This window comes from Bradyrhizobium sp. AZCC 2262 (genome assembly GCF_036924535.1).
GTDB lineage: Bacteria > Pseudomonadota > Alphaproteobacteria > Rhizobiales > Xanthobacteraceae > Bradyrhizobium.
In genome coordinates this window covers 4325343-4340165 of record NZ_JAZHRT010000001.1, presented here as the reverse complement: position 1 = coordinate 4340165, position 14823 = coordinate 4325343, and the positions used below count along the sequence as shown (strand labels likewise).

Annotated in this window: 12 protein-coding genes; 5 read left to right on the top strand and 7 right to left on the bottom strand. The window is 63.4% G+C overall.

What is annotated here, in order from left to right; translation table 11 throughout:
* Positions 1-15: 15 nt before the first annotated feature.
* Both V1283_RS20735 and mdcA read right to left on the bottom strand, forming a co-directional pair.
* A complete protein-coding gene (locus tag V1283_RS20735) occupies positions 16-1320 on the bottom strand; it encodes a malonyl-CoA decarboxylase (RefSeq protein ID WP_334388288.1) in 1305 nt (434 codons plus the stop codon).
* Positions 1321-1333: 13 nt separating this feature from the next.
* Positions 1334-2980, bottom strand: a complete 1647-nt coding sequence (gene mdcA, locus V1283_RS20730) for a malonate decarboxylase subunit alpha (protein WP_334388287.1) — start codon at positions 2978-2980, stop codon at positions 1334-1336.
* 109 nt (positions 2981-3089) lie between these two features.
* Here mdcA and V1283_RS20725 point away from each other — a divergent pair, with 109 nt between their 5' ends.
* The gene (locus V1283_RS20725) at positions 3090-3950 is read left to right on the top strand and encodes a LysR substrate-binding domain-containing protein (protein WP_334388286.1); all 861 of its coding nucleotides are present in this window, start codon (positions 3090-3092) and stop codon (positions 3948-3950) included.
* A 96-nt stretch (positions 3951-4046) separates the two neighbouring features.
* Here V1283_RS20725 and V1283_RS20720 read toward each other — a convergent pair whose 3' ends face one another.
* The 5 genes from V1283_RS20720 to V1283_RS20700 all read right to left on the bottom strand — a co-directional run bounded on the left by V1283_RS20720 (position 4047) and on the right by V1283_RS20700 (position 8854).
* A complete protein-coding gene (locus V1283_RS20720) occupies positions 4047-4832 on the bottom strand; it encodes an ABC transporter ATP-binding protein (protein WP_334388285.1) in 786 nt (261 codons plus the stop codon).
* The gene (locus V1283_RS20715; protein ID WP_334393117.1) at positions 4829-5602 is read right to left on the bottom strand and encodes an ABC transporter permease; all 774 of its coding nucleotides are present in this window, start codon (positions 5600-5602) and stop codon (positions 4829-4831) included. The genes V1283_RS20720 and V1283_RS20715 overlap by 4 nt, the downstream gene beginning before the upstream one ends.
* A gap of 91 nt (positions 5603-5693) precedes the next feature.
* A complete protein-coding gene (locus tag V1283_RS20710; protein ID WP_334388284.1) occupies positions 5694-6638 on the bottom strand; it encodes an ABC transporter substrate-binding protein in 945 nt (314 codons plus the stop codon).
* Between the two features lie 117 nt (positions 6639-6755).
* On the bottom strand, positions 6756-7499 hold the full coding sequence (gene hutC, locus V1283_RS20705; RefSeq protein WP_334388283.1) for a histidine utilization repressor: 744 nt from the start codon (positions 7497-7499) through the stop codon (positions 6756-6758).
* Positions 7496-8854 carry a formimidoylglutamate deiminase gene (locus V1283_RS20700; RefSeq protein WP_334388282.1) on the bottom strand — a complete coding sequence of 453 codons (1359 nt, stop codon included), beginning with the start codon at positions 8852-8854 and terminating at the stop codon, positions 7496-7498. Before V1283_RS20700 ends, hutC begins: the two co-directional genes overlap by 4 nt.
* Before the next feature lie 91 nt (positions 8855-8945).
* Here V1283_RS20700 and hutI point away from each other — a divergent pair, with 91 nt between their 5' ends.
* From hutI to V1283_RS20680, 4 genes are all read left to right on the top strand, one after another.
* Positions 8946-10160, top strand: a complete 1215-nt coding sequence (hutI, locus tag V1283_RS20695) for an imidazolonepropionase (protein ID WP_334388281.1) — start codon at positions 8946-8948, stop codon at positions 10158-10160.
* Positions 10157-11734 carry a histidine ammonia-lyase gene (hutH, locus tag V1283_RS20690; RefSeq protein ID WP_334388280.1) on the top strand — a complete coding sequence of 526 codons (1578 nt, stop codon included), beginning with the start codon at positions 10157-10159 and terminating at the stop codon, positions 11732-11734. Before hutI ends, hutH begins: the two co-directional genes overlap by 4 nt.
* On the top strand, positions 11731-13401 hold the full coding sequence (gene hutU / locus V1283_RS20685; RefSeq protein ID WP_334388279.1) for a urocanate hydratase: 1671 nt from the start codon (positions 11731-11733) through the stop codon (positions 13399-13401). Before hutH ends, hutU begins: the two co-directional genes overlap by 4 nt.
* A 70-nt stretch (positions 13402-13471) precedes the next feature.
* On the top strand, positions 13472-14755 hold the full coding sequence (locus tag V1283_RS20680; RefSeq protein ID WP_334388278.1) for a cystathionine gamma-synthase family protein: 1284 nt from the start codon (positions 13472-13474) through the stop codon (positions 14753-14755).
* Positions 14756-14823: the final 68 nt, after the last annotated feature.

Genomic DNA, 14823 nt, shown 5'->3' with positions numbered 1-14823 from the left:
CATCGTTACGTCGTCTCAAGCAGAGCAGTCCCGCAGCTCCGTATCTGCAAGCAGCGTATCCACATCATGCGAACGCACGATGGCATCGCCACGGACGAAGTGCTCGTGATTGTCCTCGATGCTGTCATGGTCGTAGAGATAATTGACCATGATGCCGAAGGACTCCGCGATCGCACGCGGCGCGGTGTCGCCGAGCCAGTTGATCCGCTCGAGCCGCGCGCCGTTGCCGAGATGAAAACGCGCCACCGGATCGATGCGGCTTCCGGGCACGGATGGCCGCGTCAGATAGTGCGCGCAAAGCCGCATCAAGCCGGGGCGCAGCTTTGCGCTCCGCGCCGGGTCATGCCACCAGCCGTCGGTCTCGGCTTCCGGCAACAGGTCTGCGCCGCGATTGCGACCATCCGCGGCCTGCTGGCCGAGCCAGCGGCGAAAACCCGGCACCGGTGACAGCGTGGAGAAACGCTTCAATCCCGGAAACTCGGCCTGCAGCTCCTCGACCACCTGTTTGATCAGGAAATTGCCGAACGAGACGCCGCGCAGGCCGTCCTGGCAGTTGGAGATCGAGTAGAAGATCGCGGTGTCGGCGCGCTCGGCCTGTGCACGCCGGACATTTTCGTCGGTGTCGTGCGACAGCAGCGGCTGCACGGCGGTGGCCAGTCCCTCCACCAGCGCGACCTCGACGAAGATCAAGGGCTCGTCGGGCAGCACGGGATGGAAGAAGGCGAAGCAGCGGCGGTCGGGCGCAAGGCGGCGCCGCAGATCGTCCCAGCCATGGATCTCGTGCACCGCCTCGTAGGCGATCAGCTTCTCCAGCACGGCGGCCGGCGACTGCCAGTCGATGCGCCGCAGTTCGAGAAAGCCGCGGTTGAACCAGGAGGCGAACAGATGCCTGAGGTCGGCGTCGAGCAGTTTTAGTTCCGGCTCGGCGCGCAGGCGCGGCGTGATTTCGCTGCGCATCGCGATCAGTGCGCTGGTGCCCCCGGGCGCCATGTTCATTCGCCGCAGCAATTCCTGCCGAGGCGGATCGCCAGCCTGAGCAAGGGCGGCCGCGGCTTCCGCGGTGCTATCGGCGAGATAGTGCTCCGCTGCCGCGCGCAGCGCCGTTCTGTCGGGCTGAAAATCCGTCGCGAGATAGCGCTGGAAGCCGTGCCGATCGTCAGGGTCGAGCGCGCACAGCACCTCATGCAGTTGGCGCGCGACCAGTGCGCCGGACGCTTCGCCGCGCTCCGACAGCAGTGTCGCAGCAAGTTGCTTCGCGCGGCCGAGCAGTGCCGGCCTGACGTTGGACAGGTCATCTGGGACTTGACTGGCTGGGGTCATCGTTACCTCCATTTCAAGCAGCAGCACCGACGGTTCGGCGGAATTTTGCCGGCGGCGCGTAAAGCCCGCCCGAAGCCGTCACCAGCTCGTCGATTGTCTTGGCTGCGAGCCAGTCGCGCGTCGCCGTTCCGTCGTCGATACCGAGGTCGGAGGGAAACATCACGATGCCGCGGCGGCGCAGGTTATCGGTTGCTTCAGGCGACTGTCGCCTGCCAAAATCGGTATCGCCTGCGACGGCGCGCAAGGCGGCTTCGCGTTCTTGCGGTGACCGGCATCGCAGCAGGTTGGCTACGCCCCGTTCGGTGATGACGTGGCTGACATCGTCGCCATGGATCATCACCGGCGGCAGCGCGAAGCCCGCGGAAGCTGCGAGGTCGAACGCGTCCAGCCGTTCGACAAAGCTCGGTGCGCCGTTCGGCTGATACGTCTGCACCATTTGCACCACGAGCTTGCGTCCGCGCAGGCTCTCTCCTGCTTCCTGGCCAGCGCGCAGCCAGGCAGGCGTGTCGTGACGCCGGCCACGCGCGTCGGCGCCCATGTTCGGCGCGCCGCCGAAGCCGGTGATCCGGTCCTTGGTCGCTGTCGAGCTGTTGCCCGCTGCATCGATCTGCAACGTGCCGCCGATGAAGAGGTCACAAGCATATTGGCCGGCGACCTGGGCGAGGGCACGGTTCGAGCGCAGATTGCCGTCGGCGCCTACCGGAAACACGTCCGCGCGGTTTGAGACGTAGCGTTCCATGCCGAGTTCGGAGCCGAAGCAGTAGACGCTGTCGACGAAGCCGGTTTCGATCGCGGGGATCAGGGTCGGATGGGGATTGAGCACGAAGTGCCGGGCGACCTTGCCTTTCAATCCGCGCTGAGCGGCGAAGGTCGGCAGGATCAGTTCGATCGCCGCGGTGGCGTAGCCGATGCCGTGGTTGAGGCGCTGCACCTGGTAAGGTTCGTATACCGCAGATATCGCCATCATCGCCATCAGCACGTTCTCGTTTCTGATCTTGGCGGGGTCGCGTGTGAAGAGCGGATCGATCAGATAGGGCTTTGGGCTCGGCACCACGAAATCGATCCAGTCGGAGGGGATGTCGACGCGGGGCAGGCGATCGACGATCTCGTTCACCTGCGCCACGACAACGCCGCCGCGGAATGCCGCAGCTTCGACGATGGTAGGCGTGTCCTCGGTGTTCGGACCGGTATAAAGGTTGCCATCGCGGTCGGCCTTGTCGGCAACGACGAGCGCGACCTGGGGCGTCAGGTCCACCAGCATGCGGGCGTAGAGTTCGAGGTAGGTGTGGATGGCGCCGATCTTGAGCGCTTTCGACGCGACAAGTTCGGCGAGCTTGCGGCTTTGCGGTCCGGCAAAGGCGAAGTCCAGGCGGTTTGCGACACCGCGTTCGAACACATCAAGATGTTCGGGCAGTGCGATGACCGATTGCACCATGTGCAGATCGTGGACTCGTGCGGGATCGACCTTCGCCAGTGCCGCCGCGAGAAAGTCCGCCTGCTTCTGATTGTCGCCTTCGATCGCCACGCGGTCGCCGGGCTCGACGATCGCTTCCAGCAACTGCGTCGCGGCTTCCGCTGGGCAGAGTTTTCCGCGTACGCCGTAGACCACAGCAGCTCGCGCCAGACGCGAGGTGCGATTGGGCCGGGACGGGTCTGACATGGTGAAGCTCCTTCGCTCGTTGCTGTCCTTCGAAGCGAAACGTAGGAGCTTGCCATTGATTATAAAAACAGTATTTTATAATATCATTGATCGTAATAATGGATCAATTATGCTGGATTTCGAGCTGTTACGCGCTTTCGTTGCGGTCGCTGATTGCGGCGGTTTCCATCGTGCAGCCGAACGGCTCAACCTGACGCAGTCGACGGTAAGCCAGCAGATCAAGCGTCTCGAACTCGAGACCAAACGCCCATTGTTCCGGCGCACGACGCGGAGCGTCGCACTGACCGACGATGGCGAAATGCTGCTCGGCGACGCCCGTCGCCTGCTGCAGCTCGAGGAAGCGGCGCGTCATCGTCTGGCGGCGCCGCGGCTGTCCGGGTCGGTGCGTCTCGGCGTGGTCGAGGAAGTCGCCGGCGGTTCGCTGCCTTCGGCGCTCGGCCGCTTCGCGGCGCTGCATCCGGGAGTGAAGCTCGAGGTGCAGATTGGCGTCAGCGCGGAGTTGATCGAACAGCTCAATGCGGGACGGCTCGACGTGGTATTCGCCAAGCGTCCGCTCGGGACGTCGAAGGGGCGTCTGGTTTGGCGCGAACCCATGGTGTGGGCCGCGGCCGACACGTTCGACCTCATTCCCGGCGCGGCGCTGCCGCTGGCTCTGTACCGCGAACGGTCCGTATCGCGTGAGGCGGCGCTCAACGCGCTGCAGGACGGCGATCTCACCTGGGAGATCATCTACACCAGCCCCAGCCTTACAGGTGTACGCGCGGCGGCGCTTGCGGGCCTCGCCGTTACGCCGCTTCCCGCGAGCGCGGTCATCGCGGGCTTGCGCATTGTCGGTGCCGCGGAGGGCCTGCCACGGCTTCCGGACCTCGAGTTCGCGCGCTACGAAAAGACCCGGCCCGACAAAGCCGCCGTGGCACTCGCTGCGGTTCTGTTGACGCTCGCACAGGGGCCATCGCGTCCGACAATTTGAATGAACGGTCGGGCAAGCCGCCCGCGCGTCGGTCCTCTTGTCGGCCTTTTGCAACGACCAAGACGATTTCGATCTATGGAAGCACAGGAAAGCTGCTCAAGCATCAACCGCAACCTTCAATGCCTCGGCCCGGATTTCCTCGACGAGCCGTTCCTTCAGCCTGACGAATTCAGGCGCGGTCTTGATCTTGTAGGATCGTGGGTGGGGCAGATCGATCGCGATCTCGGCCTTGATGCGACCGGGACGGGCGCTCATGACGATGACGCGGCTGCCGAGGAAAATCGCCTCCTCGATATCATGGGTGACGAACAGCACGGTTTTCTGCTCGCGTTCCCAGATGCCGAGCAGCATTTCCTGCATCAGCACACGGGTTTGATTATCCAGCGCCCCGAACGGTTCGTCGAGCAACAGGATCTTGGGATCGTTGGCAAGCGCACGGGCGATCGCCGTGCGTTGCTGCATGCCGCCGGAGAGTTGCTTCGGCCAGTGGTTCCCAAAGCCTGATAAGCCGACCCGATGGATGAATCCATCGGCGATCTTGCAGCGATCCGTTTCAGATATCCCGCGCTCGCGCAGGCCGAACGCGATGTTTTCGCGCACCGTCAACCACGGGAACAGCGTGTACGATTGAAACACCATGCCGCGATCGGCGCCGGGTCCCGTGACCTCTTGCCCGTCCAGAATGACGCGGCCGCTGGTCGGCCGGTCAAGCCCGGCGATGATCCGGAGCAGCGTGGATTTTCCGCAGCCCGACGGGCCGAGGATGGTGACGAAGTCGTTGTTGCCGACGCTGAGATTGGTCGGTTCCAGCGCCCGCGTTGGCGCATTGCCCTGGCGCGCAGGAAAAACGCGGGAGACCTGATCGATCCTCAGCTCGGTCACGCCAATCTCCACGGAAACAGCCAGGCATTGAAGGCCTTGAACAGGAAATCCGACACCAGCCCGATCAGTCCGATCACGATGATGCCGAAGATGATCTGGCCGGTGTTGAGCAGCGCCTGGCTGTCGGTGATCATGTGGCCGATGCCCGACGATGAGCCGATCAGTTCTGCGACGATGACATAGGTCCATGCCCAGCCGAGGACGAGCCGAAGGATCTCAGCGATCTCGGGGGCTGAGGAGGGCAGCAGCACACGGCGGATGATGCCGCTGTCGCGGGCACCCAGCGTGTAGGCGGCTTCAACGAGGTCGCGACGTGTACTCCCGACGTTCACGGCGATCATCAGGATAATCTGGAACACCGAGCCGATGAAAATGACCAGTAGCTTCTGCAGCTCTCCGATGCCTGCCCACAGAATCAACAGCGGGATGAAGGCCGAGGCGGGCAGGTAACGGGCAAACGAGACGAATGGCTCGAGAAAAGCCTCGATCGGTTTGTAGGCGCCCATCAGAACGCCGAGCGGCACCGCGATGATTGCCGCCAGCACAAAGCCGCCGATGACCCGCCAGATCGTCATGCCGATGTCGAACAGGAAGCCGTGCTTGGTGAGGAGTTCAAAGCCCTCGTGCAGCATGGTCAGCGGGTTGGCGAGAAACGTTTTGGACACGTAGCCGCCAAAAGTTGCCCACGCCCACAGGGCTACGAACAGGACGAAGAACGCCAAGCCATAGGCTGCGCGTTGCTTTGACGTCACGGGATCCAGGGGACGCATCACGGGGCGTGTTCCTCAGAGCGGAGCGCTGATCGCGGACAGCTCCGCATCCACAGGTGTGGAAGCGGGGCCAGCGCGGCGCCAAACGAACCTACTTGATGAAGCTCGTGTCAACGAGGTCGTCGATTTTCGGAATCGATTTGATGATGCCGATCTCGAGCAACAGGTCTGCGGCTTCCTTGGTAAACGCCTGGAAATCGCCCGCGAAGAACTTCTGGTTCGCGGCCTTGTCCTGCCAGCGCAGATATTTTGCGGAATTGCCGAACTGCTCGCCGGACTGCTTCACGTCGGAGCCCATGATCTCGTAGGATTTTGCCTGATCCTTTTCGATCAGGGCGACAGCCTCGAAATAGCTGTCAGCCAGCGCTTTCGCGGCCTTCGGATTTTCGGTCAGGAATTTCGGTGTGCAGCCGAACGTGTCCATGATCATCGGGTAGTCGAGCGTGGTGGCGATGATTTTCCCCTTGTCGGGCGCTGCGCGCACGGTCGAGAGGTAGGGCTCATAGGTCATGGCCGCATCGTTCTGACCGGCCACGAATGCCTGCGCGGCCGCAGCCGGCTCCAGGTTGACCACTGTCACGTCCTTGACCGAGAGGCCGTTCTTCTTGAGCATCCAGGCCAGGGTGAAGTAGGGCGCAGTGCCGGGCGCGGACGCGGCGACCGTCTTGCCCTTCAGATCCTTGATCGAGGCGACATCGTTTCGCGTGGCCATGCCGTCGGCGCCGTAGCTCTTGTCGAGCTGGAAGATCTGCTTGGTGGCGACGCCATTGGCGTTCCAGGAAATCCAGGTTTCGACGGTGGTCGCCGCACACTGGATGTCGCCCGATGCCACGGCCAGATGGCGGTCCTTCTGCGGGATCTTCTTGATCGTCACATCGAGGCCGTTCTTCTTGAAGATGCCGGCCTGGTTGGCGAGCGTGAGCGGCGCGAAGCCGGTCCATCCTGAGATGCCGATGGCGACCTTCACGTCTTGTGCGACGGCTGGCGCGGACACCAGGAGAGCGGCGGTTGCGGCGAATACTCTATAACTAAGCATGATTGTCTTCCCTCTGTCGGTTTATGGATTGCGTCCTGTTCGTCCTACTGCTGTATGAACTGCTGCATCAACTGTTGCATAAATTGTGCCGGACTTTCATTTGCATTGATATGCCTCTCAGCAGCCCTTGAAGCGGGCAATCAGTTTGTGGGACTCACCCGGATAGACGAGGCGCACGGCGGTCAGCGTCCGTGCGCTGCGCCAGGTGTGGCGGTCGATCACGAGACAGGGGGCGCCGATCGCAATGTCCAGTGCCGTTGCGGTCTGCTCGTCAGCCACGATCGCGCTGATCGAATGTTCGGCCTCCGTCCACGGGACATGGTGGAGCAGCCACGTGCCGGGCGGCTCGATCGCAAAATCCGCGGTGGCGGCTTCGGGCACCGCGTCGAGATCGATCAGCCGGTCCTCGATCGCGAACGGCACGCCATCGGCGCTGTGCCGGCATGAGATCGCGATCACCTTGCCGGCTTTCCGTACTCCGAGGCGTTCACGGTCGGAGGCGTTGGCCGCTCGGCGCGAGCTTCGGATCAACTGATAGCCATAGTTGCGGCCGAGCGCGGTAATCTCCGCGCGAATGTCCGGGATCGTCAGGACTGCCGACAGGAATTTGGGGCGGCGCACAAATGTGCCGGCTCGCCGCCGCCGCTCGATGAGATCGGCTTGCGCCAGTTCCGACAACGCCTTGCTCACGGTCATTCGCGAGCAGCCATAGCGCGTCATCAGTTGGTGCTCGAACGGGATGCGATGACCCGGCGGCCATTCGCCGGTCAGGATGCGGCGTTCGATGTCGAGCCGGATCTGCTTGTACAGCGTCGGTTTATCGGCTGCCTGGAATTTGTCGCGATCGATCGAGAGGCTCATGCCACGAGCCTTCGCACGGTTGAGTTGAATGCGTCGCGCGCCTTCTCGCGGAGCCGGTGGCGTCCACCTTCGACGATCTTGTTTCCGCCCGCCCACACACAATCGACGGCACCCGAGCCCGCTGCAAAAATCCAGCCGTCAAGGACGGTGTCGCCGCGACGCCCGGCGAGCGAGGGATGCGTGGTGTCGAGGGTGACGATATCGGCCCGTGCACCCGGCTGGAGTCCGACGACCGGCTGCGCGAGCGCCTGGGCGCCGCCGGCCAAAGCAGCGTCGAATAGCGCGCGGCCGGTCGAAATGCCGGGACCGCCGGATAACACGTTGCGCTCCCGATGCTTTAGCCGCTGGCCATATTCGAGCTGACGCAGTTCGTCGGCCACGCCGACCAGCACATTCGAATCCGTGCCGACGCCGAACCGGCCGCCCGCGTCGACGAATTCACGGGTCGGGAAAATGCCGTCGCCGAGACTTGCTTCGGTAATCGGGCAGAGGCCTGCGACGGCGCCGCTTCTGGCAAGCGCGGCGATCTCTGTCGCAGTGGTGTGGGTCGTATGGATCAGGCACCAGCGCCGATCGACGGGCGCATGTTCGAGCAGCCATTCAACCGGCCGCCGGCCCGACCAGGCGATGCATTCCTCGACTTCTTTGATCTGTTCGGCTGCGTGGATATGAACCGGCCCACCTTCGGCGAGTGGCGCGATTGCCGCCAATTCGTCCGGTGTCACGGCGCGCAGGCTGTGCGGGGCAATACCGACATTGGCCCCGGGTAATCCGCGGACGGCCATTTCTGTCGCGGCAATCAGCTTGGCGAACTGATCGATCGAGCAGATGAACCGACGCTGGCCGGCATGCGGTGCGGCTCCACCAAAGGAGCTGTGCGCGTAAAAACTCGGCAGCAGTGTAAGCCCGATGCCGGTGACCTCGGCGGCGCGCGCAATTCGTGTCGCCATCTCGGCAGGATTGGCGTAGGGCGTGCCATCGTGGTCATGATGGAGATAATGGAATTCCCCGACGCGCGTGTAGCCTTGCTCAAGCATCTCGACATAGAGCAGCGTTGCGACGGCTTCGGTGTCGTCGGGGGTCATTTCCAGCGCGAAGCGATACATCGTCTCGCGCCATGTCCAGAACGTATCTGCGGTGTTGCCGCGTGTTTCGGCGAGGCCGGCCATGCCGCGCTGGAACGCGTGACTATGCAGGCTCGCTATTCCCGGGATGGCCAGTCGGTGGCGTTCATCGTTGGCTCCCGGCGCTACGCCGGCCGTCACCTTCGTGATGGTTCCATCGATCACAACCACCTGCACATCGTCAGCCCACCCGGAGGGAAGCAGCGCTGAAGCGAAATGCAGAGTGGACATGTTTTCCAAACCGGCTGGACAGAACACCGGCACGATAATATGTATAGACATATATCCCCGTCAAGCTTTCGCCCTTGAGGGAAAATGCTGCATGGCCGAGCGCTTCGATCGAATCTGGCATAATGCCCGGCTCGCCACTGTTCGGGAGGATTTGCCCGACCTCGGCGTGATCGAGGGTGGCGTGGTCGCTGCGCGGGATGGCCGCATCGCCTTTGCAGGCAGCCGTTCCGACTTTCCATCTGGCGCCGATGCGGCCGAACGGATCGATTGCGGCGGCCGGTGGATCACGCCCGGACTGGTCGATTGTCATACCCATCTGGTTTTCGGCGGAAACCGCGCCCACGAGTTCGAGCTGCGGCTGAAGGGCGCAAGCTACGAAGAGATCGCGCGGGCGGGCGGCGGCATCGTCTCGACGGTTGCGGCGACACGGGCGTCCAGCGAGGCTGAACTCGTTGCCGGCGCGCTGCCGCGGCTCGATGTCCTGATCGGCGAAGGCGTGACGACGGTCGAGATCAAATCCGGTTATGGGCTCAATACGGAAACCGAGATGCGGCAATTGTCAGCCGCACGCGCGCTGGGTCGCAACCGGCTCGTCAGCATCCGGACGTCGTTTCTTGGCGCGCATGCGCTGCCGCCCGAAGCCGATGGCGACAAGGATCGATACATCGATCTTGTTTGCCGCGAGATGCTCCCGGCGGTGGCGAAGGCCGGCCTTGCGGACGCCGTCGACGCTTTCATGGAAGGCATCGCATTCTCTGGCGATCAAACGGTGCGGGTGTTTCGTGCGGCAAAGGCGCTCGGACTGCCGGTCAAATTGCACGCGGATCAACTGTCGAATCTCGGCGGAGCAGCGCTTGCTTCGGAATTTTCTGCCTTGTCCGCCGATCATCTGGAGCACACGGATGAGGCCGGCGTCGCGGCCATGGCGCGTGCCAACACGGTAGCCGTGCTGTTGCCGGGGGCGTTCTATTTCATTCGCGAGACGATGAAGCCGCCGGTCGAGCTGTTCCGTGCCCACGGCGTGAACATGGCGCTGGCTACCGACTGCAATCCTGGCAGCTCACCGCTGACGTCGCTTCTATTGGCCATGAATATGGGCGCGACGCTGTTCCGGATGAATGTTGCCGAATGTCTCGCCGGCGTAACGCGGGAAGGTGCGCGTGCGCTGGGTGTTCTCGGTGAGGCCGGCACGCTCGACGCCGGCAAATGGTGCGATCTCGCGATCTGGGATATCGAGCGGCCTGCCGAGCTGATTTACCGGATGGGTTTCAACCCGCTGCACCGCCGGGTGTGGAGGGGGCAATGAGCGATCGAGGCGCATCCATTGTCGTTTCGCCCGGAACGGTCAGCCTCGACGAATTTGCGCAAGTCCTTGCAGGCACGTCCGTCGTGCTCGATCCATCGTTCTGGGCGCGCGTCGAGGCAGCATCGGCCATTGTTGCGGAGGCTGCGGGTGCCGAGGCGCCGGTTTACGGCATCAATACTGGGTTCGGAAAACTGGCGTCGAAACGAATTCCGCCGGATCAGACGACGCTGCTCCAGCGCAACCTCATCGTGTCGCATTGCTGCGGGGTAGGGCCGCCCACACCCGAACCGATCGTGCGCCTGATGATGGCGCTGAAGGTCGTTTCGTTGGGGCGAGGCGCATCGGGCGTGCGTCGCGAAATCATCGAGCAACTTCAGGCCATGCTGGCGCGAGGCGTTTGTCCTCTGGTGCCGCAGCAGGGGTCAGTGGGAGCGTCCGGCGATCTGGCGCCGCTGGCGCACATGACCGCCGTCATGATCGGCGAGGGGCAGGCGCTTGTCGGCGGCAAGGCTGTGCCGGGCCGCGATGCGCTGGCCGCGGCCAATCTCGCGCCGATCACGCTGGGGCCGAAGGAAGGCCTGGCGTTGATCAACGGTACGCAATTTTCGACGGCCTATGCCATTTCCGGGTTGCTGCGTGCCCACGGCCTGGCTTGCACGGCGCTGGTGACGGGCGCCTTGTCGGTTGACGCGGCCATGGCTTCGACGGCCCCGTTTCGTCCGGAAATCCAGCAATTGCGGGGGCATGACGGACAAATCGCGGCCGGCGTCACCCTGATGGCGTTGCTGGAAGGCAGCGATATCCGCATGTCGCATCTCGAAGGCGACGAGCGCGTGCAGGATCCTTATTGCCTGCGCTGTCAGCCGCAAGTGGCCGGCGCCGCGCTTGACCTGTTGATGCAGGCCGCCCACACGCTGACGACCGAGGCCAACGCCGTGACGGACAATCCGCTGGTGCTGGTCGAGAGCGGCGAGATCGTCTCGGGTGGAAATTTCCACGCCGAGCCGGTCGCATTCGCAGCCGACCAGATCGCATTGGCGCTGTCCGAGATTGGCGCGATCAGCGAACGGCGCATCGCCACACTGGTCGACCCCGCGCTGAATTTTGGCCTGCCGCCGTTCCTGACGCCCGATCCCGGCCTCAACTCCGGCTTCATGATTGCGGAGGTGACGGCGGCAGCGCTCTATGCCGAGAACAAGCAACGCGCCGCGGCCTGCTCGATCGATTCGACGCCGACCAGCGCCAACCAGGAAGATCATGTGTCGATGGCCGCGCACGCGGCGCGCCGTTTGTCTGACATGGCGGACAATCTTGCCGCCATTCTCGGCATTGAACTGCTGGTTGCGGCGCAAGGCATTGGGCTGCGCGCGCCACACACGACCAGCCCCGCGCTTGCCGCGGTCATTGCGGTGTTGCGCGGACAGGTGCCGGCGCTAGGTGGCGATCGCTATATGGCCGACGATCTCGCAAAGGCAACGGCGCTGGTCGCAGCCGGCACCTTGCCGGCCGCCGCGACGTCGGTGCTCAAGAACAACCCGTTTCCAATATTTGCCGAGAGAGGTCATCTGTCATGAACCGCCGACTGGACAACGAGCGTACGATCCGCGCGCCCCGCGGGTCCGAGATCAGCGCCAACAGCTGGTTGACGGAAGCGCCGCTCCGGATGCTGATGAACAATCTCGACCCTGATGTTGCCGAACGGCCGAGCGAACTTGTCGTCTATGGCGGTATCGGCCGCGCAGCCCGCGACTGGGACAGTTTTGACCGGATCGTTGCCTCATTGCGCAAGCTCGACGCCGATCAGACACTAGTGGTGCAGTCGGGCAAGCCGGTTGGAATTTTCCGCACCCACCCCGACGCACCGCGCGTGCTGATCGCGAATTCGAACCTGGTGCCGCACTGGGCGACGCTCGATCACTTCAACGAACTGGACAAGCAGGGGTTGATGATGTTCGGTCAGATGACGGCCGGCTCGTGGATCTACATCGGCAGTCAGGGCATCGTGCAGGGGACATATGAAACGTTCGTCGAGGTAGGGCGACGTCATTACGGCGGCAGCCTCGCGGGCAAGTGGATCCTGACGGCAGGGCTCGGCGGCATGGGTGGCGCTCAGCCCCTTGCCGCGACGATGGCCGGAGCGTCGATGCTTGCGATCGAGTGCCAGCCGAGCCGCATCGAAATGCGGCTGCGTACCGGTTATCTCGATCGGCAAGCGAGCACGCTCGATGAGGCGCTCGCGATCATGGCGGAGGCGGCGCAGAGCGGGAAACCGGTCTCAGTCGGTTTGCTCGGCAATGCCGCCGATATTTTTCCCGAGCTGGTGCGTCGCGGCGTGAAGCCGGACATCGTCACCGACCAGACCAGCGCGCACGATCCGATCAACGGCTATTTGCCGAAGGGATGGACACTCGCAGAGTGGGAGTTGAGGCGCAACGCCGATCCGAAGGCGGTTGAAGCGGCAGCCAAGACTTCCATCGTCGGCCATGTCCAGGCCATGCTGGATTTTCATGCCCAAGGCATTCCCACGCTCGACTACGGCAACAACATCCGCCAGATGGCGAAGGACATGGGATTGAAAAACGCGTTCGACTTCCCAGGCTTCGTTCCGGCCTACATACGCCCGCTGTTCTGCCGCGGCGTCGGGCCATTCCGGTGGGCGGCGCTCTCAGGAGATCCCGAAGACATCTTTCGGACCGACGCCAAGGTCAAGGAACTGATGCCCGACGACAAACACCTTCACAACTGGCTCGACATGGCGAAGGCGCGGATCAAGTTCCAGGGGCTGCCGGCGCGGATCTGCTGGGTTGGCCTTGGCGATCGCCACCGGCTGGGACTGGCGTTCAATGAAATGGTGGCGCGCGGCGAACTGAAGGCGCCGATCGTGATCGGGCGCGATCATCTCGACAGCGGCTCTGTTGCAAGCCCGAACCGCGAGACCGAAGCGATGCGCGACGGCTCGGACGCGGTGTCCGACTGGCCGCTCATCAATGCGTTGCTCAACTGTGCCAGCGGGGCGACGTGGGTCTCGCTGCATCACGGCGGCGGCGTCGGCATCGGCTATTCGCAGCACGCCGGCATGGTGATTGTCGCCGACGGAACGCCGGAGGCTGCACGCCGTATCGAGCGGGTGCTTTGGAACGACCCGGCGACGGGGGTCATGCGTCACGCCGACGCGGGCTACGAATCTGCGATAGAATGCGCCCGTGCCAACGGGCTCGATCTGCCCAGTCTGGCGCCGTAACGCACTGGAGATTTATAGCGCCATTGGTGCGCACCGGGTTTGAGCGTCCCTCAAGACAGCGAGAGAGGCCATGGTGAAACCGTTTCCGTCGAAGACCCACATCGGCAACCACGTGCTGCATCCCGAAACGCTGATGCTGAACTACGGCTACGATCCGCAACTGTCGGAAGGAGCCGTCAAACCACCGGTTTTCCTGACGTCGACCTTCGTCTTCAGGACCGCCGAAGACGGGCAGGACTTCTTCGATTACGTTTCGGGCCGACGCGAGCCTCCGGAAGGGATGGGCGCGGGCCTGGTCTATTCGCGGTTCAATCATCCCAACAGCGAGATTGTCGAAGACAGGCTCGCCGTCTACGAGCGCGCAGAGTCCTGTGCGCTGTTCTCGTCCGGGATGTCGGCGATTGCGACCACGATTCTCGCGTTCGCACGGCCGGGCGACGTGATCCTGCATTCGCAGCCGCTCTATGGTGGCACCGAAACGCTGCTGGCGAAAACGCTTGCCGGCTTCTCGATCAGCGCGGTGGGCTTTGCCGACGGCATCGACGAAGCCGCTGTCGAACTGGCGGGCGACGACGCCATGCAAAAGGGGCGGGTTGCGATGATTCTCATCGAAACCCCGGCAAATCCCACCAACGGGCTCGTCGATATCGCGATGGTCCGCCGCATCGCCGACAACATCGGCGAGGCGCAGGACCACGTGCCGATCGTCGCCTGTGACAATACGCTGCTAGGGCCGGTGTTTCAGCGGCCGATCGAACATGGCGCGGATCTTTCGCTGTACTCGCTGACCAAGTATGTCGGCGGTCATTCCGACCTGATCGCCGGCGCGGCGCTCGGCTCAAAGGCCCTCATGAAAGACATCAAGGCGTTGCGAGGCGCGATCGGCACCCAACTGGATCCTCATTCCTGCTGGATGCTCGGCCGCTCGCTCGAAACGCTGAGCTTGCGGATGGAAAGGGCGAACCAGAATGCGCGGCTCGTGGCAGACTATTTGCGCGACCACGACAAGGTGGAGAGGGTTCACTACCTCGCTCATCACGACGGAGCCTCTCAAGCCGGCCGTCTGTTCGCGAGACAATGCCTTGGTGCGGGCTCCACGTTTTCGTTCGACATTGTCGGCGGCCAGGAGGCGGCGTCGCGATTTCTGAATGCGCTGCAAATCTTCAAGCTGGCGGTGAGCCTGGGCGGCACGGAGTCTCTTGCCAGTCTGCCGGCCACCATGACCCACTCGGGCGTTCCGGCCGACATCCGCCAAAAGATCGGCGTTCTCGACTCCACGATCCGACTGTCGATCGGCATCGAGCACCCGTCTGATCTAATCGCAGACATCGCGCAGGCTTTGAATGAGGCATAGCTGCGGCCCGGGTGGGCCCATCGGCGCCTGATATTTCTCTCGATGACGAAAATGTGGCGATGTGCTTG